General features: G+C 65.3%; 22 protein-coding genes. 12 read left to right on the top strand and 10 right to left on the bottom strand.

What is annotated here, in order from left to right; genetic code table 11:
- Window positions 1-94: 94 nt before the first annotated feature.
- From P6U27_RS02860 to cobS, 3 genes are read right to left on the bottom strand one after another with little or no spacing between them, the layout of a single operon-like run.
- Window positions 95-1,162, bottom strand: a complete 1,068-nt coding sequence (locus P6U27_RS02860) for an esterase-like activity of phytase family protein (protein ID WP_407193656.1) — start codon at window positions 1,160-1,162, stop codon at window positions 95-97.
- On the bottom strand, window positions 1,159-3,060 hold the full coding sequence (gene cobT, locus P6U27_RS02855; protein WP_122400560.1) for a cobaltochelatase subunit CobT: 1,902 nt from the start codon (window positions 3,058-3,060) through the stop codon (window positions 1,159-1,161). Before cobT ends, P6U27_RS02860 begins: the two co-directional genes overlap by 4 nt.
- 45 nt (window positions 3,061-3,105) lie before the next feature.
- Entirely contained in the window at window positions 3,106-4,104 is a 999-nt protein-coding gene (gene cobS, locus P6U27_RS02850; RefSeq protein ID WP_122400559.1) for a cobaltochelatase subunit CobS, read from the bottom strand.
- Window positions 4,105-4,401: 297 nt separating this feature from the next.
- Here cobS and P6U27_RS02845 point away from each other — a divergent pair, with 297 nt between their 5' ends.
- The 5 genes from P6U27_RS02845 (at window position 4,402) to P6U27_RS02825 (ending at window position 8,799) form a co-directional block, all read left to right on the top strand.
- Window positions 4,402-5,061, top strand: coding sequence for a DedA family protein (locus tag P6U27_RS02845; protein WP_209296086.1), 660 nt, complete (start codon window positions 4,402-4,404; stop codon window positions 5,059-5,061).
- A gap of 281 nt (window positions 5,062-5,342) precedes the next feature.
- Window positions 5,343-6,344, top strand: a complete 1,002-nt coding sequence (locus P6U27_RS02840; RefSeq protein ID WP_209296085.1) for an ABC transporter substrate-binding protein — start codon at window positions 5,343-5,345, stop codon at window positions 6,342-6,344.
- Window positions 6,341-7,120, top strand: a complete 780-nt coding sequence (locus P6U27_RS02835; protein WP_209296084.1) for an ABC transporter permease — start codon at window positions 6,341-6,343, stop codon at window positions 7,118-7,120. Before P6U27_RS02840 ends, P6U27_RS02835 begins: the two co-directional genes overlap by 4 nt.
- On the top strand, window positions 7,108-7,986 hold the full coding sequence (locus tag P6U27_RS02830; RefSeq protein WP_407193655.1) for an ABC transporter ATP-binding protein: 879 nt from the start codon (window positions 7,108-7,110) through the stop codon (window positions 7,984-7,986). The genes P6U27_RS02835 and P6U27_RS02830 overlap by 13 nt, the downstream gene beginning before the upstream one ends.
- 87 nt (window positions 7,987-8,073) lie before the next feature.
- Window positions 8,074-8,799: a Crp/Fnr family transcriptional regulator gene (locus P6U27_RS02825; RefSeq protein ID WP_209296082.1), complete on the top strand. Its 726-nt coding sequence runs from the start codon at window positions 8,074-8,076 to the stop codon at window positions 8,797-8,799.
- Here the strand turns inward: P6U27_RS02825 and atzF are convergent.
- Both atzF and P6U27_RS02815 read right to left on the bottom strand, forming a co-directional pair.
- Complete coding sequence (gene atzF / locus P6U27_RS02820) at window positions 8,759-10,282, bottom strand: allophanate hydrolase (RefSeq protein WP_407193654.1); 1,524 nt, start codon at window positions 10,280-10,282, stop codon at window positions 8,759-8,761. The genes P6U27_RS02825 and atzF overlap by 41 nt on opposite strands.
- A gap of 9 nt (window positions 10,283-10,291) precedes the next feature.
- Window positions 10,292-11,509 carry a citrate/2-methylcitrate synthase gene (locus tag P6U27_RS02815; protein ID WP_407193653.1) on the bottom strand — a complete coding sequence of 406 codons (1,218 nt, stop codon included), beginning with the start codon at window positions 11,507-11,509 and terminating at the stop codon, window positions 10,292-10,294.
- 73 nt (window positions 11,510-11,582) lie between these two features.
- On the opposite strand from P6U27_RS02815, the gene P6U27_RS02810 reads away from it, so the two are divergent.
- Window positions 11,583-12,677, top strand: a complete 1,095-nt coding sequence (locus P6U27_RS02810; RefSeq protein ID WP_407193652.1) for a citrate synthase/methylcitrate synthase — start codon at window positions 11,583-11,585, stop codon at window positions 12,675-12,677.
- Window positions 12,678-12,778: 101 nt separating this feature from the next.
- Here the strand turns inward: P6U27_RS02810 and P6U27_RS02805 are convergent, their stop codons facing one another.
- On the bottom strand, window positions 12,779-13,411 hold the full coding sequence (locus P6U27_RS02805; protein WP_129144461.1) for a J domain-containing protein: 633 nt from the start codon (window positions 13,409-13,411) through the stop codon (window positions 12,779-12,781).
- 127 nt (window positions 13,412-13,538) lie between these two features.
- Here P6U27_RS02805 and P6U27_RS02800 point away from each other — a divergent pair, with 127 nt between their 5' ends.
- Window positions 13,539-13,808, top strand: a complete 270-nt coding sequence (locus P6U27_RS02800; RefSeq protein ID WP_407193651.1) for a BolA family protein — start codon at window positions 13,539-13,541, stop codon at window positions 13,806-13,808.
- Between the two features lie 130 nt (window positions 13,809-13,938).
- On the opposite strand, the gene P6U27_RS02795 is transcribed toward P6U27_RS02800, so the two are convergent.
- The 3 genes from P6U27_RS02795 to P6U27_RS02785 all read right to left on the bottom strand — a co-directional run bounded on the left by P6U27_RS02795 (window position 13,939) and on the right by P6U27_RS02785 (window position 17,106).
- On the bottom strand, window positions 13,939-15,243 hold the full coding sequence (locus P6U27_RS02795; RefSeq protein WP_122400551.1) for an HlyC/CorC family transporter: 1,305 nt from the start codon (window positions 15,241-15,243) through the stop codon (window positions 13,939-13,941).
- A gap of 94 nt (window positions 15,244-15,337) precedes the next feature.
- Complete coding sequence (aroB, locus tag P6U27_RS02790) at window positions 15,338-16,486, bottom strand: 3-dehydroquinate synthase (RefSeq protein ID WP_209296078.1); 1,149 nt, start codon at window positions 16,484-16,486, stop codon at window positions 15,338-15,340.
- A complete protein-coding gene (locus P6U27_RS02785) occupies window positions 16,483-17,106 on the bottom strand; it encodes a shikimate kinase (RefSeq protein ID WP_407193650.1) in 624 nt (207 codons plus the stop codon). Before P6U27_RS02785 ends, aroB begins: the two co-directional genes overlap by 4 nt.
- Before the next feature lie 173 nt (window positions 17,107-17,279).
- Between P6U27_RS02785 and P6U27_RS02780 the strand changes: the two genes are divergently transcribed.
- The 5 genes from P6U27_RS02780 to P6U27_RS02760 all read left to right on the top strand — a co-directional run bounded on the left by P6U27_RS02780 (window position 17,280) and on the right by P6U27_RS02760 (window position 21,905).
- The gene (locus P6U27_RS02780) at window positions 17,280-17,426 is read left to right on the top strand and encodes a hypothetical protein (protein WP_035710058.1); all 147 of its coding nucleotides are present in this window, start codon (window positions 17,280-17,282) and stop codon (window positions 17,424-17,426) included.
- Between the two features lie 17 nt (window positions 17,427-17,443).
- Complete coding sequence (gene xerD, locus P6U27_RS02775) at window positions 17,444-18,400, top strand: site-specific tyrosine recombinase XerD (protein ID WP_407193649.1); 957 nt, start codon at window positions 17,444-17,446, stop codon at window positions 18,398-18,400.
- Window positions 18,401-18,597: 197 nt separating this feature from the next.
- Window positions 18,598-19,560 (top strand): acetyl-CoA carboxylase carboxyltransferase subunit alpha, encoded by a 963-nt coding sequence (locus P6U27_RS02770; protein WP_122400547.1) that lies wholly within the window; start codon window positions 18,598-18,600, stop codon window positions 19,558-19,560.
- 433 nt (window positions 19,561-19,993) lie between these two features.
- Complete coding sequence (locus P6U27_RS02765) at window positions 19,994-21,508, top strand: L,D-transpeptidase family protein (RefSeq protein ID WP_407193648.1); 1,515 nt, start codon at window positions 19,994-19,996, stop codon at window positions 21,506-21,508.
- 28 nt (window positions 21,509-21,536) lie between these two features.
- Window positions 21,537-21,905, top strand: a complete 369-nt coding sequence (locus P6U27_RS02760; protein WP_407193647.1) for a PIN domain-containing protein — start codon at window positions 21,537-21,539, stop codon at window positions 21,903-21,905.
- A 38-nt stretch (window positions 21,906-21,943) separates the two neighbouring features.
- Here P6U27_RS02760 and secA read toward each other — a convergent pair whose 3' ends face one another.
- On the bottom strand, window positions 21,944-24,787 hold the full coding sequence (secA, locus tag P6U27_RS02755) for a preprotein translocase subunit SecA (RefSeq protein WP_122400544.1): 2,844 nt from the start codon (window positions 24,785-24,787) through the stop codon (window positions 21,944-21,946).
- Between the last annotated feature and the right edge of the window lie 87 nt (window positions 24,788-24,874).

Genomic DNA, 24,874 nt, shown 5'->3' with positions numbered 1-24,874 from the left:
TGCTAGGCGCGCGGGGGGAATGGCGGGCGCGACGGAATGCATTGCCGCACGATGGGAAGCGAATGCCTCCGCAATGACGAGGGGTGAGACCGCCCTACTCGACCAGCGTGAACTGCAGCAGCAGCGTCCGCTGCAGCATCGAGAAATTGTCGTCCGACACCAGGGTCAGCACGGTCTCGCCGTCGGGCGTGACATGGGCGTCGATGCCTTCCATGTTGTCGATCTCGTGGCCGAGATCGGCGGCGAACAGCGCGGGGCCGTCGACCAGCGCGCCCGGCGCGATTCCCTTCAGGGGGATCGCGCGAATGCGGATGTTGATGCCGGTGAACCAGGAGAATTTGCGTTCGAGGATCAAGAGCTCGCCGGAGGGCAGCAGCACGGCATCGCTGATGTCGTATTTCTCGGTGCGGCGGACGCTGAACTGGCCGGGCGTGGGGCCGCCGATCAGGAAGGCGACGAGATTGCCGTCGGCGTCGAGCCCGCGCTCTGAGAACGCGATCAAGGTGCCCGCGAGCGGCTGGCCCTTCGGGATGAACACCAGCGCTTCAATGCCCTTGTTGGAGGGCAGCTTGCGCAAGGCCGGCGGAACGGCGATCACCTCGCCGCGGGCACGCGTGCCGCCCTTGGCGAAATCGTAGCGCAGGATCTGGTTGACGCGCTCGAGCCCGACATAGACGAGGTTGCCGTCGCGCGCGATCGATTCCGAATCCCACCAGAGGTGCTTTTCCGTGATCGGCCGACCCTCGGCGCCGAGCAGCGGCGCGGCCTCGACGTCGGTGAGCCCGACCATCTCGCGGCCGGAATAGCGGATGGTGCCGGTGAACCAGCCGCCCTGGTCGGAGATCGCGACGAAGCGCTCGCCCTTGCCGTCGAGGAAGCGGATGCCGGACAGGCCGCCGAAGCCGCGATAGGGCGAGGTCAGTACCAGGCCGCTGCGATAATCCAGCGAGCCGAAGCGCGTGCGCGCGCGGTCGCGCGGTTCGAAATGGGGAATCGGACGCGCGTTGACCTCGATGCTGACAGGCGCGGCGACGGCGTGCTCGACTTGGAGCTCGCGTGGCTCGGTCGCCGCTTGCGCCTGCGCGAGACGCGAGAGCGCGAGAGTGGAGAATCCTGCCGCGGCAAAGCCAAGAAAGCTGCGGCGGGATGACGGCGTGCTCACGAATGCAATTTGCGTCGCGGGCGACCGGGTGCTTGCGTGGGCGCCGCGTTCGTCTCGCTGAACAGCTCGGCGAGTTTTTCGGTGATGGCGCCGCCGAGCTCCTCGGCATCCACGATCGTCACCGCGCGGCGGTAGTAGCGCGTCACGTCATGGCCGATGCCGATCGCGATCAGCTCGACCGGCGAGCGGGTCTCGATCTCCTCGATGATGTGGCGCAGATGCCGCTCGAGGTAGTTGCCGGGGTTGACCGACAGGGTGGAATCGTCGACCGGCGCGCCGTCCGAGATCATCATCAGGATCTTGCGCTGCTCGGGGCGACCGAGCAGGCGCTTGTGCGCCCAGTCCAGCGCCTCGCCGTCGATGTTCTCCTTCAAGAGACCCTCGCGCATCATCAAACCGAGATTCTTCCGCGCACGGCGCCAGGGCGCATCCGCCGACTTGTAGATGATGTGGCGGAGATCGTTGAGGCGGCCGGGATTGGCCGGCTTGCCGGCGGCAAGCCAGGCTTCGCGCGATTGCCCGCCCTTCCAGGCGCGCGTGGTGAAGCCCAAAATCTCAACCTTGACGCCGCAACGCTCCAGCGTGCGCGCGAGGATGTCGGCGCAGGTGGCGGCGACCGTGATGGGGCGTCCGCGCATCGAGCCGGAATTGTCGAGCAGCAGCGTCACCACGGTGTCGCGGAACGTCGCCTCCTTCTCGTGCATGAAGGACAGCGGGTGATAGGGATCGGTGACGACGCGCGACAGCCGCGCGGGATCGAGGATGCCCTCTTCGAGATCGAACTCCCAGGCGCGGTTCTGCTGCGCCATCAGGCGGCGCTGCAGGCGGTTGGCCAGGCGCGCGACGATGCCTTGCAGATGCGCGAGCTGCTTGTCGAGATAGGCGCGCAGCCGCTCCAGCTCGTCATGGTCGCAGAGGTCTTCGGCGGCGATGACCTCGTCGAACTTGGGCGCGAAGGCGTGGTATTCCGGCCCGCGCGGCTCGTTCCTGCCGTGCTGGTTCGGACGCGTCGCCTCGCCCGGGGTCTCGTCGTCGCCGAGCTCGCCGTCATCGAAGGTGTCGGAGGTCGAGGCCTGCGCGCTTTCCATCGCGCTCTCGCTCATTTCCTCGCTCGTCGCCTGCGCCTGGTCGGCGCTCATCTCCTGCGCGGCGTCGGAATCGGGCGAGCCTTCGGCGCCGGACTGATCGTTGTCGCCGTCCTGGTTCTCGTCGTTCTCGTCATTGTCCTCGCTGTCGGCGTTGCGCTCGTCGCCGAGCTCGAGCGCCGAGAGCAGATCGTGCACGGCATCGCCGAACCTAGTCTGGTCCTCGAGCACGCCGTCGAGCCGGTCGAGCCGCTTGCCGATCTTGTCTTCGAGAATGGGACGCCAGAGGTCGACCATCTTCTTCGCGGCCGTCGGCGGCGCCAGGCCGGTGAGGCGCTCGCGCACCAGCATCGCCAGCGCGTCCGCCAGCGGCGCGTCGGCACGGTCGGTGATCTCGTCGAACTTGCCGCGGTGGAAATGGTCGTCGAGCATCGCGGTGAGGTTCTTGGCAACGCCCGCCATGCGGCGCGCGCCGATCGCCTCGACGCGGGCCTGCTCGACCGCCTCGAACACGCCGCGCGCCTGCGGATTGCCGGGCATCAGCTTGCGATGAACCTTGGGATCGTGACAGGCGAGCTTGAGCGCGATGGAATCGGCATGGCCGCGCACGATCGCGGCGTCGCGCCTGGTCATCTTGCGCGCCGGCTCGGGCAAGCGGGCTTTGCCCGGCGCGAGCCCGGGCCGCTCGGCCGCGAAGGAGATGTCGAGCTCGGGCGTCTTGGCGATCGCCTTGAGGCAGGAGGCGACCGAGCGCTTGAACGGCTCGGTCGGCGCTTCCTTGTTGTTGCGGAATTTGGAGTTGGAGGTGGTCATCTCGCCCTGTCCGTCGTCCCGAAGGGTGGGACGACATCTCAAACCTCAGCTGAGCGCGACGTTCACCGCCGATTCCGGCAGCTCCGCGTTGAAGCAGCGCTGGTAGAACTCGGCGACCAGGGGGCGTTCGAGCTCGTCGCACTTGTTGAGGAAGGTGACGCGGAACGCAAAGCCGATATCGCCGAAGATGTCGGAATTTTCCGCCCAGGTGATCACCGTGCGCGGGCTCATCACCGTCGACAGGTCGCCATTGGCGAAGGCGTTGCGGGTGAGGTCGGCAAGACGCACCATCTTGTTGACGATGTCGCGGCCCTCCTGGGTGCGATAATGCTTGGCCTTGGCCAGCACGATCTCCACTTCCTCGTCATGGCTGAGATAGTTCAGCGTGGTGACGATCGACCAGCGGTCCATCTGGCCCTGGTTGATCTGCTGGGTGCCGTGATAGAGGCCCGAGGTGTCGCCGAGGCCGACCGTATTCGCCGTGGCGAACAGTCGGAATGCCGGGTGCGGCTTGATCACCTTGTTCTGGTCCAAGAGCGTCAGGCGGCCCGAGACTTCCAGCACGCGCTGGATCACGAACATCACGTCGGGACGGCCGGCGTCGTATTCGTCGAACACCAGCGCGACGTTGTTCTGCAGCGCCCAAGGCAGGATGCCGTCGCGGAATTCGGTGACCTGCTTGCCGTCGCGGACCACGATGGAGTCCTTGCCGACGAGGTCGATGCGGCTGATGTGGCTGTCGAGGTTGACGCGCACGCAGGGCCAGTTCAGGCGGGCGGCGACCTGCTCGATATGGGTGGATTTGCCGGTGCCGTGATAGCCCGTCACCATCACGCGGCGGTTCTTGGCGAATCCGGCGAGAATGGCGAGCGTGGTGGCGCGGTCGAAGCGGTAGTCGGAATCGACTTCGGGCACATGAGGATCGACTTCGGAATAGGCAGGGACTTCGAGATCACTATCGATCCCGAACACCTGGCGCACCGACACTTTCATGTCGGGCAGACCGGAAACTTCCTCAACTTTGGACAGGGCGGCGGTCGTCATCAATCCTCCGAGGTCCCGGGCGGTCCCGAAACCGGTTATTCGCACGTTGGCTGCGGCTGGGTGCTGGAAAGCAACCTATCAGAGACACGGGACGGGCAGAAGCCCGCCCTCCAATCAAAGTTCCATTGTCTTTTCATTTAGATAGGCAAGGAACGCAGATTTTGGAGGGCTGCGTTGCGAATCACGCCCGCATTTCGCACCCGGGAGGACCGGCCCAACCTATGCGAATGGCAAATTTCGCCGGTTCTCCTTATGTAGGGTCCACTGCCCCGCGCGCCAGCCCGCCACAGAGACGACGTGACGTCCTTCCTCGATCCTCTCATCTCCTTCGTCTCGGCCCATGCGTGGCTGGGCTATCTGGCCCTGTTCCTGGCGGCGCTGCTCGAAGCCGTTCCGGTGGTGGGATCGGTGATCCCCGGCTCGACCATCATCCTGGCGCTGAGCGCCCTCGTGCCGGGCGGCGAGCTGCAGCTGCCGTGGGTGCTGCTGGCGGCGGCGCTTGGCGCGGTGTTGGGTGACGGGTCGGCCTATTGGATCGGGCACCGGCGGCAACGCGAGATCCTCAACACCTGGCCGCTGACCAATTATCCGCGCGTGGTCGCGGAGAGCGAAAGCTTCTTCAACCGCTTCGGCACCTGGGCCGTGTTCTTCGCCCGCTTCGTGCCGCCGATCCGCGCCTTCGTGCCCGTGACCGCCGGCGCGCTGGGCATGGCCCCCACGAAATTCTACGCAGTGAACGTTCCCGCGATCCTGCTCTGGGCGCCGGCGCATGTGCTGCCGGGCGTGCTCGCGGTGTCGGCCTTCCACCAATATTTCGGGGTGCCGCACGCGGGGCATCCGTTCAAGCATGTCTGGATTCTAACCGTCGTTGGGGTTGCAATCATTGTCGGCGCTGCAATCTGGACCATCCGCCGCCGGCACGGCAGCGCAGTCGCGGAAGCCAAACCACGGGCCTGATGGCGCGATGCCCGGCGTCCGCTCGCGGCCGCGACCTTGCTCCTCTCGAGCACGACTGCCGAATAGCTGAGGACCGCGGGCCGGACAGCACGCCGCACAAGAGGCGGGCAAACAGAGCTTTCCGCTGCCCAAATTGCGATCCGCTACGGCTCCGCGATGCGCAAATGTTCGTCAGCGGAACACGTTGTCGATTAATTGCTTCACGGCGCATCGCCTTCGGATGACCCTCCTCCAATCACAGGCTGGCCGTTGCGGCCGCCGACATGACCGGAGGTGGTTGCATGCGCGCGAAAACAGCTCTTCGCATGGTCTCGTTTGCGATCTCGGCCTGTGCGGGCATCTTGAATCCGGCTTGCCAGGCCGCGGCCGAGGAGGTGCTGAAGGCACGGCTTGCGCAGAACCTCGCACCGATCTCGGCCCTCGCGATCGTCGCCAAGGCGAACGGCCTCTTCGGCAAGCAGGGACTCGATATCTCGGTCTCGAATTTCACCAGCGGAAAACAGTGTCTCGACACGGTGATGGGAGGAGGCGCGGACATCGCGACGACCGCCGAAGCTCCGGTCACCGCGGCCGCGATGGCGCAGCAGCCGATCGCCTTCGTCGCCGGCATGGAGTACTCGGATCTGAAGACGATGACGGCGGCGGCCGGCGCAATCAGGACCAAAGCGGATCTGCGCGGCAAACGCATCGGCTTCACGGCCGGCACAGGGAGCGAGGTCTACACTTCGGCTCTGCTGAAGGCGGCGGGATTGACCGCCAAGGATGTCACGCTCGTCAACCTTCGCCCCCAGGAGATGCTTCCCGCTCTGGCGGCGGGGAGCATCGACGCGTTCGACACCTGGGAGCCGCACCTGGCGAATGCAAAGAAGGCGCTCGGCGAGGGCGCCGTCCTGCTCGATACCAAGGGGCTCTACTCGGAGACCTTCAACATCGTCGTGACGCGGCCCTATCTGGAGGCAAACCCGGCAATCGTCAGCAAATTCCTGGCGGCTCTCATTGAAGCGGAAGGCTGGATGAAGTCCCATCCGGACGAAGCGATCGACATTGTCGCCGCCGCAAGCGGCATGAAGCGCGACGAGCTGGCGCCGATCTGGTCGGATTACGTCTATCGCGTGCGCCTAGACGACAAGCTGCTCGAGACGCTGAAGACGCACGCGGCCTGGCGGCTCGAGACCGGCAATCACCCGCCGGGGGCGGAGATGCCTGATTTCTCGAAGGTCATTGTGGCGGCGCCGCTGAAGGCGCTTGATCCCGCACGTGTGACACTGTCGGCCAATCCATGAGCACCGGCGGGCACAACCGCGCGACGGCGGCCGGACGTCTGAGCATGCTTCTCGGCGCGCTTTCCGTGCCAGCCTTCGTCGGCGTCTGGGAATTGATCGCGCGCTCCCGGATCGTCAACGCGGTGCTGTTCCCGCCGCCGTCGACGGTCGCTGTCGCCATCCTTGACTGGATCCACAGCGGGCAGTTTGTCGGCGACCTTTCCGCGAGCCTATTCCGCGTCACCATGGGCTTCCTGATCGGGACGACGGGCGGGATCATGCTCGGCGTGCTGACGGGCCGGTTCCGGCTGGTCTCGAGCCTGCTCTCGCCGCTGTTTCATATCCTCCGCCCGATCCCCCCGATCGCCTTCGTGCCAATCGTGATCCTCTGGTTCGGCTTGTCCGAGGCCGGCAAGCTCTTTCTGGTCGTCTGGGGCGTGTTCTTCACCGTATGGCTCGCGACCCATATCGGCGTTCAGAAGGTCGATCGCGGCCTCATTCGCGCCGCGCTGATGCTCGGCACGCCACGTCGGCAGATGCTCACGGAGATCGTCCTGCTGGGGGCGCTTCCCTACATCGTTGTCGGTCTGCGCACCGCCGTCAGCATCTCCTTTTACACGCTCGTCGCCGCCGAGCTGGCGGGTGCGTTCGCCGGCATCGTCTACCGGATCGAGATTGCGCAACAGAACATGCAGACCGGACAGGTCATGGGAGGGCTGGCGGCGCTCGGACTGCTCTCCTTCGTTGCCGATCGGTCCTTCGAGGCCATTGCCGAGCGCGCCGTATGGTGGCGATGATGCACACCCCGCTTCGCCCGACATCACCGCTCCGGCTCGTGGATGCTCAGCCGGAGCCTTCATCGACGGCGCCGGAAGCAATCATCCGGGTCGAGGATTTGAGCATCGTGTTCGATGTGCCGCGCGGCGAGGTCATTGCCGTGGACCGGGTGTCCCTGGCCGTGATGCCGGGTGAATTCGTCTCGCTGGTTGGTCCGTCGGGCTGCGGCAAGTCTACGCTCTTGAACGCGATGGCGGGCCTCGAACGGCCGTTCGAAGGCGAGATCACGGTCGCCGGCAAGCCGATGCTGGCACCTCGACCGGATATCGGGATGGTCTTTCAGCAGCCGCATCTGTTCCCCTGGAAATCGGTACGCCGTAACATCGCTCACGGACCGCGCGCGCTCGGCAAGTCCAAAACGGAGGCGCTTCGGATCGCCGACGACCTGATCGACATGATCGGGCTGACAAAATTCGCCAGCGCCTATCCGCATACGCTTTCAGGCGGCATGCAGCAGCGGGTGGCGATTGCTCGCGCCCTCGCGAACCAGCCGCGTGTGCTGCTCATGGACGAACCCTTCGGTGCGTTGGACGCGCAGACCCGGGCCGTGATGCAGGACAACCTGCTCGAGCTGCGCGACCGGATCAACGCAACGATAGTTTTCGTCACGCATGACATCGACGAAGCCATTCTCCTGTCGGATCGCGTGCTGATCATGAGCGCCGGCCCGGGCCGCATCCTGCGGGATCTTTCGGTGGCCCTGCCGCGCCCGCGCTCCAGCGCTATCCTGACCGACCCAGCCTATCTCGCGCTCAAGCGGGATTGCCTTGACCTGATCCGGACCGAAGGCCGCAAGGCGTTCGAGCAAATGGAAGCAGTGACTTGAAGCGCGATGAGCTCGCTTCAATTTAGCCGCAGCGAGGGCTGGCATAGCTCTTGAATGGATCTGCTCCAGCTACGATGGAGCGGGCAGATGTCAGCGGCAACTCTCAAGGCGACGGCCGGGATCATGCTGGCGGAGTCGGATGCTCTGGTCAGATCGCTGCCAGGCTTGCTCGACCATCTGAGCGAGGCTGACCGGCGCCGTGTGCTGGCAATCGGTCGCCACCAGGTTCTGGACAGCGGCAAGCATATCTGGCGCCAGGGAGAGACCCAGAACGGCATATATCTGATCGAGTCCGGCCGGATCCGCAGCTATTACGCAGCACCTTCGGGGCGTGAGGTGACGCTCGCCTACTGGTTCGGCGGCAATTTCGTCGGCGGGCCCGACCTCTTCGGCTCCGGAGCGCATATGTGGTCTTCGGTTGCGATCGAGCGCAGCCGGCTCCTCTTTCTGCCTGGCCCCGCGCTGCGCGAGCTTGCGCTTCAGTCGGCGACCATCGCGGTAGCGCTGCTGGATGCGCTGGCCTTCAAGGCAAGGTGTTACTCGGCCATGGCGCAAATGCTCGGCACACGATCGGTGACCGAGCGGTTGCAGCGTCTGCTGATCTTTCTCTCGAATATCTACGGCTCGCAGCACGGCCGCGAGATCGTGCTCGGCATTCCCTTCACCCATGGCGATCTCGCCAACCTGATCGGAGCGACACGACAATGGGTGACGGTGCAGCTCTCTCGCATGCAGGCGAGAGGCATCATCCGCTACGACAGAGGTCTGATCGTCATTCTGAATTTGCGCGCGCTCGACCTCGAGATCGTCTAACCGACGCCGCGCAATAGACGTTCAGTCCGAACAGAGCGCCGTCATTGTCCGGCTGCCATCGCGAGGCGAAGTCCAGGAGGGCGTGGTCGTGCCATGCGGGTGCCAGCAGAGTGACGCCCATCGGCATCCCGCTGGTGAGCGTCGCATTGGGAAGCGCCACCGCACACAGATCCAGAAGATTGACGGAATAGGAGTAGTGACCAAGACGCGTATTGAGCGTGACGGGGTCTTCCAGCATGTCCGCAATGGTGAAGGGACGCGGCGCTGTCGGCACGACCAGGACGTCGATCTGCTTGAAGAGGAGCTGGACCTGTCGGCGCAACTTCAGGAGACGATGTTGCGCCGCGAATGCGTCAGCCGCTGAAAATTGCGCCGCAGAATGCAGGACTTTGCGCGTGACCTCCAGCAGATCGCCATGATCGACGTCAAAGAGCTTGCTGATCGCCGCGTAGCGTTCGGCGATCCACGGTCCCGAGAACAGCATTTCGCCGGCCTCGGCGAAAGGCGTGAAGTCGATCTCGAGGGCCTCGCCTCCCAGTCCCACCAGTCTCCCGCAAGCCTGCTCGTAAAGCGCGTCGCATTCAGGCAACCCGAATGAATTGAGCTGAGAGGCGGAAATGCGCCCGAAGCGGAATTCCTGGGGAACAGCGGATGACCGGCCGCGCGCTTCGCGGCTGTAGGGATCCGCCTCGTCGAAGCCCTCGATGAGCTCCAGCAACAATTTGCCCTCGGTGACGGAGTTGCAGAAGATCGACGGACAATCGAGCGTGGGGCAGTTCGGAACGAGCCCGCGGGATGAGACAAGCCCGACCGTCGGCTTGATCCCGATGACGCCGTTGAAACCTGCCGGCACCCGGCCGGAGCCGCCGGTGTCGGTGCCGAGTGAGAAGGCAACGTGACCGGCCGCCACGGCGACGGCCGAGCCCGAGCTCGATCCGCCCGCGACATAGCGATCATCGGCGGCGCTCGGGCAGGCGCCGTGAGGTGACCGGGCGCCGGATAGCCCGGTTGCGAACTGATCCAGATTGGTCTTGCCGAGACAGATTGCGCCCGCCGCGACGAGGTGCTCGACGCACTGAGCCGATCGCTCCGCAACATAGGCGAAGGACGGACAGGCCGCCGAGGTCGGCATGCCCGCCACGTCGATGTTGTCCTTCACGCCGAAAGGCACACCGAGCAGAGGAAGCAGTTCGCCCTGCGCGCTGCGCCGCGCGAGAGCCTCGGCCTCCGCCAGCGCCTCTTCCTTTGGCCTCACATAGATCCAGCAATTGCGGTATTGGTCACGATCGATGCGCTCATATGCCGTCGCGAGGACCGAACTGAGTTCGGCCGAGGTACGAAGCGGGCGACTGCGGCGAGTTAGGGCGGCGGCTTGCGACACAAATGGCTCCCGGGGAGATCGAAGGTGCCACGAGCCTGCCCGGAGGTAGACCGGACGGAAAGCAATTAAGCGCTTCTGCTGCCGCCGTGAACCGGACCGCAAGTGGAGCGATCACGAACTCCCCGCCCGTCTCCCTGGCACCGGCCCGACGTAGCGCGCCCTGGGCCGGATCAGCTTGCCGAACTGCAATTGCTCGCTGGCATGGGCGATCCAGCCGACACTGCGGGCCATCGCAAACAGTGCGAGCTCGCTGCCCGCCGGCAGGCGCAGGGCGTGCACGAGGACTGCGAGCGCATAGTCGATGTTGACGAACTCGCCGGTCGCTTCGGCGATCCGCTCGGGCACCTCGCAGGTGAATTTGCGCGGCGCGCCGGCGCGGGAGAGTGCGTTCAGCAGCGATTGCGCGCGGGGATCGCCGCGCTTGTAGACGCCATGGCCGAAACCCGCGAAACGCTCGCCGAGCGCGACGCGCTCGCGCACCATCGGCTCGACGTCGCGGTCGACCAGCGTCTTGACCAGCTGCGAAGCCAGCACGCCGGCCCCGCCGTGCTTCGGCCCTTTCAACGCGGCGAGCCCGGCGATGACGGAGTCGTAGAGATTGAGGCCGGTCGACGCGGCGCAGCGCGCGGTGAAGGTCGAGGCGTTCAGCTCATGATCGGCGAGCAGCACCAGCGCGCGGCGGATCAGGTCGGGCGCGTGCTTGTTGTCCGCCGCCCAGGCACGCGCGACCTGCTGATGCAGCGGCTCGGCCGACGGCACGGCGTTGAGCATGGTCGCAACCAGCAGGCGGACGATGCGCGCGCCGACCATGGCGCGGCCGTCGGGCGCTCGGGTGAAGGCGCGCGGATCGGCGCTGGCGGCGAGCGCGAGCACCGCAATGGCGCGGTCGATCGGCGCGGCGCGGTGCGCAGCCGCTGCGATCGTGCGCATCTCCTCGGACATCTCGGGCTGATTGTCCGGATCGAACGGATCGACGCCGGAGACGTCCCAGAGCAGCGTCGCGGTGTGCTCGAGCGTGTCGCTCTCGGAAAGATCGACGCAATTGACGCCGCGATAGATCGCGCCCTCCTCCGTGATGGTCGAAATCTCGGTGTCCATCACCGGCAGGTCGGCATCGAAGCTGCGCAGGCCGCGCGGTTCCGGCGACGGCACCCGGCGCTCTTTCAACGCGCGGACGTCCTCGGCGCGGTAGCGGTTCTTGCGCGAATCCGGCGTCGGCTCGGAGCGGATCAGGCCGCGGCTGACATAGGCATAAAGGGTGGCCGGGGAGATCGCGAGCTCGGCAGCGGCTTCCCGGGCGGACAGGTACAGCTCCGGAGAATTTTTCATATTGATTCATGTAATCAAGATTGATCAATCTGTCGAGAGGCCCGATCTTTCCAGTCGTGAAAGGATACAGGCCATGAACATCCACCTCACCAAAAGCCAGATCGGGCTGGACGGCGTTCCCGCGGCTGAGACCGTGCTGAGCCACGTCGATGGCGAGCGCGGCGAGTTGATCATCGCCGGCGAGCATGTCGGGCGCCTCGCCGCCGAATCGAGCTTCGAGGGCGTCACCGCCCGACTCTGGAATGGCGCGAGCGGGACCAGCCGCAGCGAAGCCAATGTGCGGGCGAGCCTGGGCGCGGCGCGCGAGCGCGCCTTCGCGCGGCTGGACGAGTTGCTGCAGGCGACGCGCGGCATGGGCATTATCGACGGGTTCCGCGCAGCGGTCGCCGGGCTTCGCGCGGAGCACGGCCTGGAACATGAGGCGACCATCGTCGGCGCATTTCCGGTGATCGCGGGCGCGCTGGTCCGGCGCGCCAAGGGGCTCGAGCCGGTCGCGCCGAATCCGGACGCGAGCCATGCCGCCGACACGCTGCGCATGCTGCACGGACGCACCCCTGCGGCGCGCGAGGTCACCGCGCTTGATGCCTATCTCGTTACCGCCAGCGATCACGGCATGAACGCCTCGACCTTCACCGCGCGCGTGGTGGCCTCGACGCAAGCCGACCTGTTTGCCGCAGTGACCGCCGGCTATTGCGCGCTCACGGGTCCGCTGCATGGCGGCGCGCCGGAACCGGTGCTGGAAATGCTCGACGCGATCGGCTCGCGCGAGCGCATCCAGCCGTGGGTGGATGCGGCGCTGGCGCGTGGCGAGCGGATGATGGGATTTGGCCACCGCGTCTACCGCGTGCGCGATCCGCGCGCCGACGTGCTGAAGGCCGCGGTCGAGGCGCTCGCATCCAACGGCACCGACCTGCCGTTCGCCGGCGAGGTCGAGGCCTATATTCGGCAAGCGCTGCGCAAGAAGAATCCGGATCGGCCGCTGGAGACGAATGTCGAGTTCTTCACCGCGATCCTGCTCGATGCGCTGGCGATTCCACGGCAGGCGTTCACGCCGATCTTCGCGGTGGCACGCAGCGCAGGCTGGACCGCGCATGCGCGCGAGCAGCAGCGGACCGGGCGCTTGATCCGGCCGAGCTCGTCTTATGTCGGGGCGATGCCGGAGGCGTGACGAAGTAGCCCCGCATGGAGCGGAAAGCGTAATCCGGGAAAGTCGTGGTTGTGAGAGAAAAGTCCCGGATTACGCTTGGGGGGAAAGGAAGCTGCGAGGCCCTACGCCTCCCGTACCACCGTCTTCAGATAGTTGTACGCCTTGATGATCTCGATCAGACGGTCTTCGGTGGAGCGGTCGCCGCCATTGACGTCCGGATGATGCTGCTTGACCAGCGCCTTGTACTTGCTCTTGACGTCGGCGAGCGTGGCGTCGGCGCCGAGGCCCATGACCTGAAGCGCCTTGCGCTCGGCGTTCATCACCTTGCGCGTCTCGGCCTTGGGCGCAGCTTCCGGGCCGCCGCGCCAGCTGGCGCGGCCGTTGATCTCTGAGAACATGCTGAACGGATCGAAGGCGCCATCGATCTCGGCTTCCGATCCCTTCTTGCCGCCATTGGCACCCATCTTCCAGGTCGGACGATGGCCGGTCAGCGCATCCTTCTGGTAGCGCGCGACGGCCTCGGCATTCATGCCGGAGAAGAAATTGTAGTTCTGGTTGTATTCGCGCACGTGGTCCAGGCAGAAGTGCCAGTACTCGCGCTGGTTCTCGCGTCCCTTCGGCGCGCGATGGCTGCCCTTGTTCTGACAGCCGGCCCATTCGCAGGCGACCACGGTCTCGCGCGGCTTCGCTTCCGGTTTCGCGCCTCTCGGCTTGACGCGGATGGAGTCGAAGAACTTTGATGAATCGATCGGCATGGCTGACTTTGACTACGCAATGCACAAACCTTCAAGACTTGACATTGCAATTCGCTGAGCACCCGGTCGCAGTGACCTCGGACGTCCGGGTATTGACGGGGTGCGATCGCACACCTTAATGGCACAGATGGCTATGAAAGACACTATCAGCAACAAGTTGCAGGAAGCTTTCACGCCTGAAAGCCTGCAAGTCGTCGACGAGTCACATCTGCATAAAGGCCACGCCGGCCATCGGCCGGGCGGTGAGACGCACTTCCGTGTGTATATCGTGTCTGCCGCCTTCAAAGGGAAGAGCCTGGTCGACCGCCATCGCATGATAAATTCGGCGCTGGCCGCGGAACTCTCCGGCGGCGTGCACGCGCTCGCGATCCGTGCGCAGGCGCCGGGGGAAGGGTGACCGCCGCAAATTCCGCTGTCATGCCCCGCGCAGGGGCATCCAGTACTCCGCCGCACCAGCTAGGTCCGACAACTGGCGCCGCGGAGTACTGGATCGTCCGCCTGCGCGGACGACGACAGCGGTGGGGAGGCTAAAACGACGTCCCCGCCCTTCTCGGCTTTGCCTCTTCCAGCTCGGCCTCGCGCGGCACCGGCGAAATGCGCAGCGCGGTGATGCGGTTGCGCTCGCGGCGGAGGACGCGGAAGCGGAAGCCGTGGAAGGTGAAGCTCTGGCCGCGGTCGGGGATCGAGCGCGCCTCGTGAATGACGAGGCCGGCCACCGTCGTCGCCTCTTCATCGGGCAGGTGCCAATCCATGGCGCGGTTGAGATCGCGGATCGGCACCGAGCCGTCGACCACGACGGAGCCGTCCGGCTGGGCGCGCACGCCCGCCACCACGACGTCGTGCTCGTCGGAGATGTCGCCGACGATTTCCTCCAGGATGTCTTCCAGCGTCACAAGGCCTTCGACCTCGCCATACTCGTCGACGACGAGCGCGAAATGGGTTTTCCGCCGGCGGAACGCTTTCAGCTGTTCGGAGACCGGACGCATCTCCGGTACGAACCAGGGCGGCAGCGCGATGGTGGAGACGTCGATGCGTGAGGTGTCGCCGTCGGAGGCGCGGATCGCGCGCAGCAAATCCTTGGCGTGCAGCACGCCGATGATGTTCTCCGGCTTCTCGCGCCAGAGCGGAATGCGGGTGTATTCGGTCGCCAGCACCTCGCGCACCAGCTCTTCCGGCGGCAGATCGGCGTTGATCATCATCATCTCGGTGCGATGGATCATGACGTCGGACACCTGGAGCTCACGCAGGTCCAAGAGGCCGCCGAGCATGTCGCGGTCCTGCTTCTCGAACTTGCCCTCGTGGTGCAACAGATCGACCGCGCCGCGCAAGCGTTCGGTCGGAGACAGAATGGCCTGATGCTCGCCGGCCAAGCCAAACAGCCGCATCAGCAGCCGTACGATGACCTCGACCACTCTGAGCAGCGGGCCCAGCACATACATCGTCAGCCGCATCGGCCGCGCCACCGCGAGCGCGATGCGGTCAGGCGCGTTGATCGCGATGGTTTTGGGCAGCACCTCGGCGAAGATCACCACCAGCGCGGTCATCACACCGGTGGCATAGAGCACGCCGACATCGCCGAACCACGATGTGAAGATGCCGGTTGCGAGCGCGGATGCACCGATATTGGCGATGTTGTTGCCGAGCAACAGTGCGCCGATCAGGCGCTCGCGCATGTCGAGCAGGTCCGAGACGACGTCGGCGTCGCGATTACCCTGCTTGGAAAGCCTGAGCATGCTGGCGCGCGAGGCGCCGGTCAGCGCGGTCTCGCTCGCGGCGAAGAACGCCGAGACCAAGAGGCAGAGGACGACGATGGTGAATCCGAGCCAGTCCATGCACCACTCTAGCTACTTTTGACGCGTTTTCCTGACGCGAGCCGGTATCCACTTCGCTCGAAAACGCGTTGGCGAGATAAAGCTCCGCCGCGCATCAGGCCTTCTGCGCGAGCTTCTCCTTCAGGAAGTCGCGCACCGGCGCCGGCTCGACGTCCTTCGCGATCACGGCGCGGCCCACGGCCTCCAGCAGGATGAAAGTGAGCTTGCCGCGCTTGACCTTCTTGTCCTGCGCCATCAGCGTCATCAGCGCGTCGGCATCGGCAAGCCCTTCCTGCGCGAAGCCCGCGATGTCCTGCAAGCGCGTCGGCAAGCCCGCTTCAATCAGGTGCCGTTCGACGCGTGCCGCATCGGATTCGCCGATCATGCCGAGCTTCGCCGAGAACTGGGCCGCCAGCGTCATGCCGATGGCGACGCCCTCGCCGTGGAAAAGGCGGTCGGAGAAGCCGGTTGCGGCTTCCAGCGCGTGACCGAAGGTGTGGCCGAGATTGAGCAGCGCGCGCTCGCCGGTCTCGCGCTCGTCGCGCGAGACGACGCCGGCCTTGGCACGGCAGGAGGTCGCGATCGCATGCTCGCGCGCGGAGCCGCCCTTGAAGATGTCGCAATGGTTCTTCTCCAGCCAGGTGAAGAAGGCCTCGTCGCCGAGCACGCCATATTTGGCCACCTCGGCATAGCCGGCGCGGAACTGACGCGGCGACAGCGTGTCGAGCACGGCGGTGTCGGCGATAACAAGCACCGGCTGATGGAAGGCGCCGAGCAAATTCTTGCCCTGCGGCGAGTTGATGCCGGTCTTGCCGCCGACGGAGGAATCGACCTGCGCCAGCAGCGAGGTCGGCACCTGCACGAAATCGACGCCGCGGCGCAGGATCGCCGCGGCAAAGCCGGCGAGATCGCCGACCACGCCGCCGCCGAGCGCGATGACGAGATCGTTGCGCTCTATTCGAGCGGCGATCAGGGCTTCGCTGACCTTTTCCAGGCCCGCATAGGTCTTGGAGATTTCGCCTTCCTCAACGACGATACGCGAGGTCGGGATGCCGGCGGCCGCGAGCGAGGCCTCGGTCGGCTCGAGCCAGTATTTCGCGACGGTGCGGTCGGTGACAACAGCGGTACGTACGCCCGGCCGCAAGGCTGCGACCCTCTCGCCGAGCGACGACAGCACGCCGCGGCCGATGACGATGTCATAGGCGCGATTTTCCAGCGCGACGCCGACTTTGACGGGATCGGAATGTTTCATCGGCGCGGTCATCGTGCGGCACTCGCAACGTCGGCAGGTGGTTTGGCGGCCTGTCCGCCGCACAGATGGGCGTGCAGCGCCGCGATGCATTCCTCGACGATTCTGTCGTGCGGCACGTCGCGCGAGGCGATCGTGAGGTCGGCATTGGCATAGACCGGCTCGCGCTCGGTGAGGAGGCGCGTCACGGTTCCCTCGGGGTCCGCGGTCTGAAGCAGCGGACGGTCGGCACGACGGCGCACGCGGCGCATGATGACGTCGTGATCCGCCCTGAGCCAGATCGAGATCGCTTTCGCCGCGATGCGCGCACGCGTCTCCTCGCGCATGAAGGCGCCGCCGCCGGTCGCCAGCACCACGGGACCGCCGTCGAGCAGGCGCGCGATCACACGGGCTTCGCCATCGCGGAAATGCTGCTCGCCATGGCGCTCGAAGATTTCCGGTATGGTCATGCCGGCCGCCGCCTCGATCTCGGTGTCGGCATCGACGAAGGGCAGCTTGAGCCTGAGAGCCATGCGCCGGCCGATGGTGGATTTGCCCGCTCCCATCATGCCGACGAGCACGATCGAGCGCGCACCGAGCGCCGACAGGATGTCGGCCTCAGGCGAAGCAGGAAGCGGCAACGCGGCGTCGGACATTGTCTCGCTCGATTGGATCTAGTCGAACCGCCGCCAGATGCGGCATGGTTTGGCCACCTATACGACCCCATGGGGGCCCTCGCCAGAGGACTCTTGCCACGAAACGGCGAACATGTTGGATGATTTCATTGGTTAATTTGGCTGCCTGGACCCCTACCCGAGACCTCAGAACGATGCCGAGCTTGTTCCGCTTCCTGACGGTCGTCGCCGTGATCGCCGGCATCGTCTATGGCGTGGTCTTCGCGCTGGCGAACTTCGTCACTCCGAAGCCGCGGGAAATGACGGTGACGATCCCGCCGGATAAGTTTCTCAAGAAATAGGAGCTAGCCTCCAGGGCATGCCTACCCAGCCCTCAGACGCCAAGCTCACCGGCCTGTTCCTCGACATGCTCGCGGCGGAACAGGGCGCCGGGTCCAATACGCTCGACGCATATCGCCGCGACCTCACCGATTTCTCGGAATTTCTGGACCGGGTCGGCCATACATTCGCGGACGCGGAGACGCAGGTCCTGCGCGACTACCTCGCCGATCTCGACACCCGCGGCTTCAAATCCACCAGCGTCGCCCGGCGGCTGTCGGCGCTGCGGCATCTCTATCGTTTCCTGCTGAACGAGCGCATCCGCGCCGACGATCCCGCCGCCATCCTGTCCGGCCCGAAGCGCGGCCGCGGCCTGCCAAAAGTGCTGTCGATCGCGGACGTCGACCGCATGCTCCGCCGCGCCAAGGAATTGAGCGAGGCGGAGGATGCCTCGCCCTCGAAGCGGCTGCGCGCTTTGCGGCTCTATTGTCTGCTCGAGGTGCTCTACGCCACGGGCCTGCGCGTTTCCGAGCTGGTGGCGCTGCCGCGCTCGGCGGCCAAGCGCGATGCGCGCATGATCGTGGTGCGCGGCAAGGGCAACAAGGAACGCCTGGTGCCGCTCAACCAGGCCTCGCGGCAGGCGATGGCGGATTATCTCGCGGCGACGGACGCGGCAAAGACGGAAAAGAAAAACAGCGTGGCCGCCTCGAAATGGCTGTTCCCCTCCTTCGGCGAGAGCGGACATCTGACGCGGCAGCATTTCGCCCGCGACCTCAAGGAGCTCGCAATCGCCTCCGGGCTTCAGGCCCGCCTGGTCTCCCCGCACGTGCTGCGCCACGCCTTTGCCAGCCACCTGCTGCACAACGGCGCGGATCTGCGCATCGTCCAGACCCTGCTCGGCCACACCGACATCTCCACGACCCAGATCTACACCCACGTGGTCGAGGAGCGGCTGAAGAGCCTGGTGCGCGACCTGCACCCGCTGGCGGAGAAGTGACGCACCGTAGATGGGCTACGGGCATCCCAGGAAACCGCCTTGACTTCGACCACATCTCCGCAGAAAGAGCCGTGGCCTCACGCATGATTTGGCCGGCTGCCACGAGCACACAAGTCAAACCATTGAAGACGCTACACTTCTGTCCGTGACCCTAACCTCGCTTCGCTTCTTTAGCCCCGTCCCCTTATATTGAGTTGATGCAAGACCAGATGCGCAGCTATCTCGACTTCGAAAAGCCGGTCGCCGAGCTCGACTCCAAGGTCGACGAATTGCGCGCGCTCGCTGCCTCCGGCACCGACATCAGCGACGAGATCGGCCGGATCGAGGACAAGGCGGCGCAGGCGCTGGCCGACCTCTACACGAACCTGACGCCGTGGCAGAAGACGCTGGTTGCGCGGCATCCGCAGCGGCCGCATTTCAACGATTTCATCAAGGGCCTGATCACCGAATTCACCCCGCTCGCCGGTGACCGCAAGTTCGGCGAGGACGAGGCGCTGGTCGCCGGCTTCGGCCGCTTCCGCGGCGAGCCGATCTGCGTGATGGGCCAGGAAAAGGGCGATTCCACCGAGAGCCGGATCCGGCACAATTTCGGCATGGCGCGGCCCGAGGGCTATCGCAAATGCGTGCGGCTGATGGAGATGGCCGAGCGGTTCGGCCTGCCGGTGCTGTCGCTCGCCGATTCCGCCGGCGCTTATCCCGGCATTGGCGCAGAAGAGCGGGGACAAGCCGAGGCGATCGCGCGCTCGACCGACGCGTGCCTGGCGCTGACCGTGCCGAACGTGGCCATCATCACCGGCGAGGGCATGTCGGGCGGCGCCATTGCCATCACCACCGCCAATAGGGTGCTGATGCTGGAGCACGCGATCTACAGCGTGATCTCGCCGGAGGCGGCCTCCTCCATCCTGTGGCGCGACGGCACCAAGGCGCAGGAAGCCGCCAACAACATGAAGATCACCGCCCAGGACATGCTCCGCTTCGGGGTGATCGATCAGATCCTGAAGGAGCCCGTCGGCGGCGCCCATCGCGACCCCGCCGCCATGATCGCCACCACAGGCGAGGCCATCGCGAAGGCCTTTGACGAGCTCCGGGGCCTGGACGGGGATGCGATCCGCAAGCAGCGGCGGCAGAAATTCCTCGATATCGGCCGGAAACTGGGCTGATTCGTCTCGATTTGGTGTCCCGGACGCGGGGCGGCACGTAGTGACGCTCCGCGTAGCCGGTGCACGAGACCCCCCGGTAACCCCGCGTTAACCCTTTTTTTGCCCAAATCGGCGATCTCAGTGCCGGCTCGGCCGCAGGGCCCAAGTTCCGGCCCAGTTTAAGTCTCTGTTGACCACACCTTTGGGCCAACGTCCTCGTGATCCCCGCTTGGGTTGCGACCACATGACCCAGAGGTTAGAATTTTAATCAATGGCTTCAGGGCATAAGCGCTGGAGCGTGGTCTAAAAAGGGCCCGTTGCGACGGGCCCCCGGGGTACCCGGTCGGATCATGCGCCAAACGAATTGGGGTTCGCGCTTGCTGCCCGGCACGGTGTGGGGTCCATCTTGATTTCTCGTTCGCTTGCTCGCGCGCTCTTGGCTTCGGTTGCGCTGATGACGGCCGGCGTTCTGCTCACCGGCTGCGACACCGACCAGGTCTCGCTCGCGACCAACGCCAAGGCCAACCAGCCGGTGCCGCCGAAGCTGGTCGCCGCCATGGCCGAGAAGGACATGGACCTGCAATCGCCGATCCTGGTCCGCCTGTTCAAGCAGGAGGCTGAGCTCGAGGTCTGGAAGCAGACCCGCTCCGGCCAGTTCGCGCTGCTCAAGACCTATCCGATCTGCCGCTGGTCGGGCGATCTCGGCCCCAAGGTGCGCGAGGGCGACCGTCAGGCGCCGGAAGGATTCTACTCGATCAATCCGAGCCAGATGAATCCGCAGTCGGCCTATTACCTCTCCTTCAACACGGGCTTTCCGAACGCGTTCGACAAGGCGCTGGGCCGCACCGGCTCGCAGCTGATGGTGCACGGAGACTGTTCTTCGCGCGGCTGCTACGCGATGACGGACGAGCAGATCGCGGAGATCTATTCGCTCGGACGCGAATCCTTCTTCGGCGGCCAGAAGGCGTTCCAGCTGCAGGCCTATCCGTTCAGGATGACGCCGGTGAACATGGCCAAGCACCGGAACAATCCGAACATGCCGTTCTGGAAGATGATCAAGGAAGGCTATGATCATTTCGAGGTGACGCGGCAGGAGCCGAAGGTCGATTTCTGCGAGAAGAAGTACGTCTTCGACGCGGCCAAGCCGGCCGACGCCAAGCGCGATCCGGTGTTCGACGCCTCGGCCAAGTGCCCGGCCTATGTGATCCCCGAGGACATCGCCAGCGCCGTGCGTGAGAAGCAGGCGAAGGACGAGGCTGAATACGCCAAGCTGGTTGCCAAGGGCACGCCGGTGGCGCGCATGAACACCGGCATCGACGGCGGCATGAACAAGATCTTCGCCGCAAAAATTCCGGAAGGCTCGACCGGCCTGTCCGAGAGCGCCGAAGGCACCACGCTGCAGATGCTGGCGATGGCGAAGGCGCCGGGCACGATCCCGGGCCACGTCAATCCGCCCAAGCCGAATCTCGATGCGGTCGCGTCCGCGCCCGCGCCGCAGGAAGAGCCTGTGGTCGCCGTGCCCGCGACCGGCACCCGCGTCGCCTCGGCGCAGCCTGCCGAAAAAGCCTCAAGCGGCGGCTTCTTCTCGAACCTCGGCCGCAAGATGGGCCTCGGCGCCGCCGATACCACGGCGACGGCAACGCCAGCGCCGCAGCAGGCCACCGCGTCTGTCGCTCCGGCCCAGACGTCCACGACCCCGCCTACTGCCGCGTCGCGGCTCAAGGCCGCAGTGACGAGATTCGTGCCGGGGCACGACAAGTCCAAGGACGCCGCGAAGGATGCGCCGAAGCCGGCCGTAGCGGCGGCCAAGCCCGCCGAACCGGCAAAGCCGGATGCACGGCTTGCCCAGACCCGTCCGGCGCTGAAGCCGTCGGTGTCGGAGGGCACAGCCGATAGCGGACAGATGGCGGGCGCCGCGCCGATCGTGCAGTCGAACTCGTTCGACAGCCGCTTCTCCGCGATGAAGTAGGCGTTCCGCGCCATGAAGCGAACGAGCGGTGAGCCCGTTCTTCGACACCGATATCTTGATCTACGCCTACTCGACCGACGTCCGGCGCGATCAGGCGCTGAACACGATTGCCGGCGGTGGCGTCATCAGCACACAGGTGCTGAACGAGTTCACCAACGTGCTGCGCAAGAAGCAGAGACAGGAGTGGCCGATCATCGAGGCCGCCGTGCAGTCAATTCGTTTCCGCTTCCCGGACATCGTGCCACTCACGGCTGACACGCACGCTGCAGCGCTCACGCTTGCCCGTGGCCACAATTTTGCATTTTACGACGCGCTGATCGTTGCGACTGCAATCGAGGCAGGCTGCGGACTCCCTCCGCGGGGGCATTCTGGATTTGCTTCGCTGCGCTCGCAATGACGGAGAATGAGGCGGCGGTGGCCCGCCTCACTCGAACCTCACGCATACCGCCCGTGGCAGTGCTTGTACTTCTTGCCCGAGCCGCACGGGCAATCCTCGTTGCGGCCGACCTTGCCCCAGCTGGCGGGGTTCTTGGGGTCGCGCAGCGCGGCGTCGGTGTGCTGCGGGGCCAGCGTGACGCTGGCGAGCGCCATCTCGTCTTCGCCGGTGCTCGGGTCGAACTTGTGCGCTTCCATTGCAGGCAGCACCGGGGCTTCCTGCTCCGGCGGGACGATCTCGACGCGCATCAGCTGCGCCGTGACGGCCTCGCGCAAATGAGCGCTCATCTCCTGGAAGAGGTTGAAGGCTTCGGTCTTGTATTCCTGCAAGGGATCGCGCTGGCCGTAGCCGCGCAGGCCGATGACCTGGCGAAGATGATCGAGCATGATCAGGTGCTCGCGCCAGAGATGGTCGAGCGTCTGCAACAGGATGGTCTTCTCGACGTAACGCATCACGTCGGGGCCCCATTGCGCGACCTTGGCCGCCATGTGCTCGTCGGCCTTGGTCTCGATGCGCGTGAGCAGCTCCTCGTCGGCGATGCCCTCTTCCCTGGCCCATTCGTCGACCGGCAGGTCGAGATCGAGCACGCGCTTCAGTTCGTCCTTGAGCCCGGCGACGTCCCACTGCTCGGCATAGGCATGCTCGGGCACGTGCTTGGCGACGAGATCGTCGATGAAGGCATGGCGCATGTCGGCGATGGTCTCGGCGACGCTCTCGTCCTTCATCAGCTCGACGCGCTGATCGAAGATCACCTTGCGCTGGTCGTTCTGGACGTTGTCGAACTTGAGGAGATTCTTGCGGATGTCGAAGTTGCGCGCCTCGACCTTCTGCTGCGCCTTCTCCAGCGCCTTGTTGATCCAGGGATGGATGATGGCCTCGCCCTCTTGCAGGCCGAGACGCTGCAGCATGCTGTCGAGGCGATCCGAGCCGAAGATGCGCATCAGGTCGTCTTCCAGCGACAGGAAGAATTTCGAGCGGCCGGGGTCGCCCTGACGGCCGGAACGGCCGCGCAGCTGGTTGTCGATGCGGCGGGATTCGTGACGCTCGGAGCCGATGATGTAGAGGCCGCCGGGCTTCTTCACGGTCTTGGCGGACTTGCTCCCCTTCGCCGGCTCGACCTCGACGGTCTCCTCGGCCTTCAGCACGATGTCGCGGAAGTGCTCGATGTCGGCCTTGATCTGCTCGATCTTCCTGGCCTTCTCGGCCTCGTCGGTAATGCCTGCGGTCTCCTGCTGGATGCGCATCTCCAGCGAGCCGCCGAGCTTGATGTCGGTGCCGCGGCCGGCCATGTTGGTGGCGATCGTGATCGCGCCGGGCACGCCGGCTTCGGCGACGATATAGGCTTCCTGCTCGTGGAAGCGCGCGTTCAGCACCGCGAACAGCTTGGCCGGCTTGCCGGCGCGGGCCGCGGCATAGAGCTTGTCCAGCGCGCCCTCCTTGCCGAAATCGATCTGCTTGTAGCCGTTCTTCTTGAGGAATTCGGCAAGCACTTCCGACTTCTCGATCGAGGCCGTGCCGACCAGCACCGGCTGCAGCCGCGCATTGGCGCGCTCGATCTCGGCGAGGATGGCCTGGTATTTTTCCTTCTGCGTGCGGTAGACCTCGTCGTCTTCGTCGAGACGCGCGACCGGCAGGTTGGTCGGGATCTCAACGACCTCGAGCTTGTAGATGTCGAACAATTCGTCGGCTTCGGTCGCCGCCGTGCCGGTCATGCCCGCCAGCTTCTCGTACATGCGGAAGTAGTTCTGGAAGGTGATCGAGGCGAGCGTCTGGTTTTCGGGCTGAACCGCGACGTGCTCCTTGGCCTCCAGCGCCTGGTGCAGGCCTTCCGAATAGCGCCGGCCCGGCATCATGCGTCCGGTGAACTCGTCGATGATGACGACCTCGCCGTCGCGGACGATGTAGTCCTTGTCGCGGGTGAACAGCGTGTGGGCGCGCAGCGCCTGGTTGACGTGATGCACGACCGAGACGTTCTCGACGTCGTAGAGCGATTCGCCCTTGAGCTGGCCGGCGTCGCGAAGCAGCGTTTCCAGCTTCTCCATGCCGCCTTCGGTCAAGGTCACCGTGCGCTGCTTCTCGTCGACCTCGTAGTCGGTCACCTTCTCCAGCTTCGGCATGAAGGTGTCGATGGTGTTGTAGAAGTCGGAGCGGTCGTCGAGCGGACCGGAGATGATCAGCGGCGTGCGCGCTTCGTCGATCAGGATGGAGTCGACCTCGTCGACGATCGCGTAATAGTGCGGCCGCTGGACCATGTCCTCGAGCCGGTATTTCATGTTGTCGCGCAGATAATCGAAGCCGTATTCGTTGTTGGTGCCGTAGGTGATGTCGCAGGCGTAGGCCGCCTTGCGCTCGGCATCGTCGAGCCCGTGCACGATCACACCGGTGGTCATGCCGAGGAAGCCGTAGATCTGGCCCATCCAGCCGGAGTCGCGGCGGGCGAGGTAGTCGTTGACGGTGACGACGTGGACGCCCTTGCCGGCGAGCGCGTTGAGGTAGACTGCAAGCGTTGCCACCAGCGTCTTGCCTTCGCCGGTCTTCATCTCGGAGATGTCGCCCTCATGCAGCACCATGCCGCCGATCAGCTGGACGTCGAAATGGCGCTGGCCGAGCGTGCGCTTGGCGGCCTCGCGCACGGTGGCGAAGGCGGGGACGAGGAGGTCGTCCAGCGTCTTGCCGTTTGCGAGCTGCTGCCTGAATTCCGCGGTGCGGGCCTTGAGCGCCTCGTCGGAGAGCTTTGAAAGCTCAGGCTCCAGCGCGTTGATCGCGTTGACGCGGGACTGATATCCCTTCACCCGCCGGTCATTGGCGGAGCCGAAAAACTTGCGGGCGAGCGCGCCGATCATGCTTAGTTCCTGTGTTCGCGATTTAACCGCGTTGCAGCCAAGAAGTTGTCACCCGTCTGCCTATCAACTCACCGTGACGCTTCGCGG

The sequence above is a fragment of the Bradyrhizobium sp. STM 3566 genome (assembly GCF_045571445.1).
GTDB lineage: Bacteria > Pseudomonadota > Alphaproteobacteria > Rhizobiales > Xanthobacteraceae > Bradyrhizobium > Bradyrhizobium vignae.
Note: the sequence above shows the minus strand (reverse complement) of the source record. Positions and strands in the feature narration are given on the sequence as shown.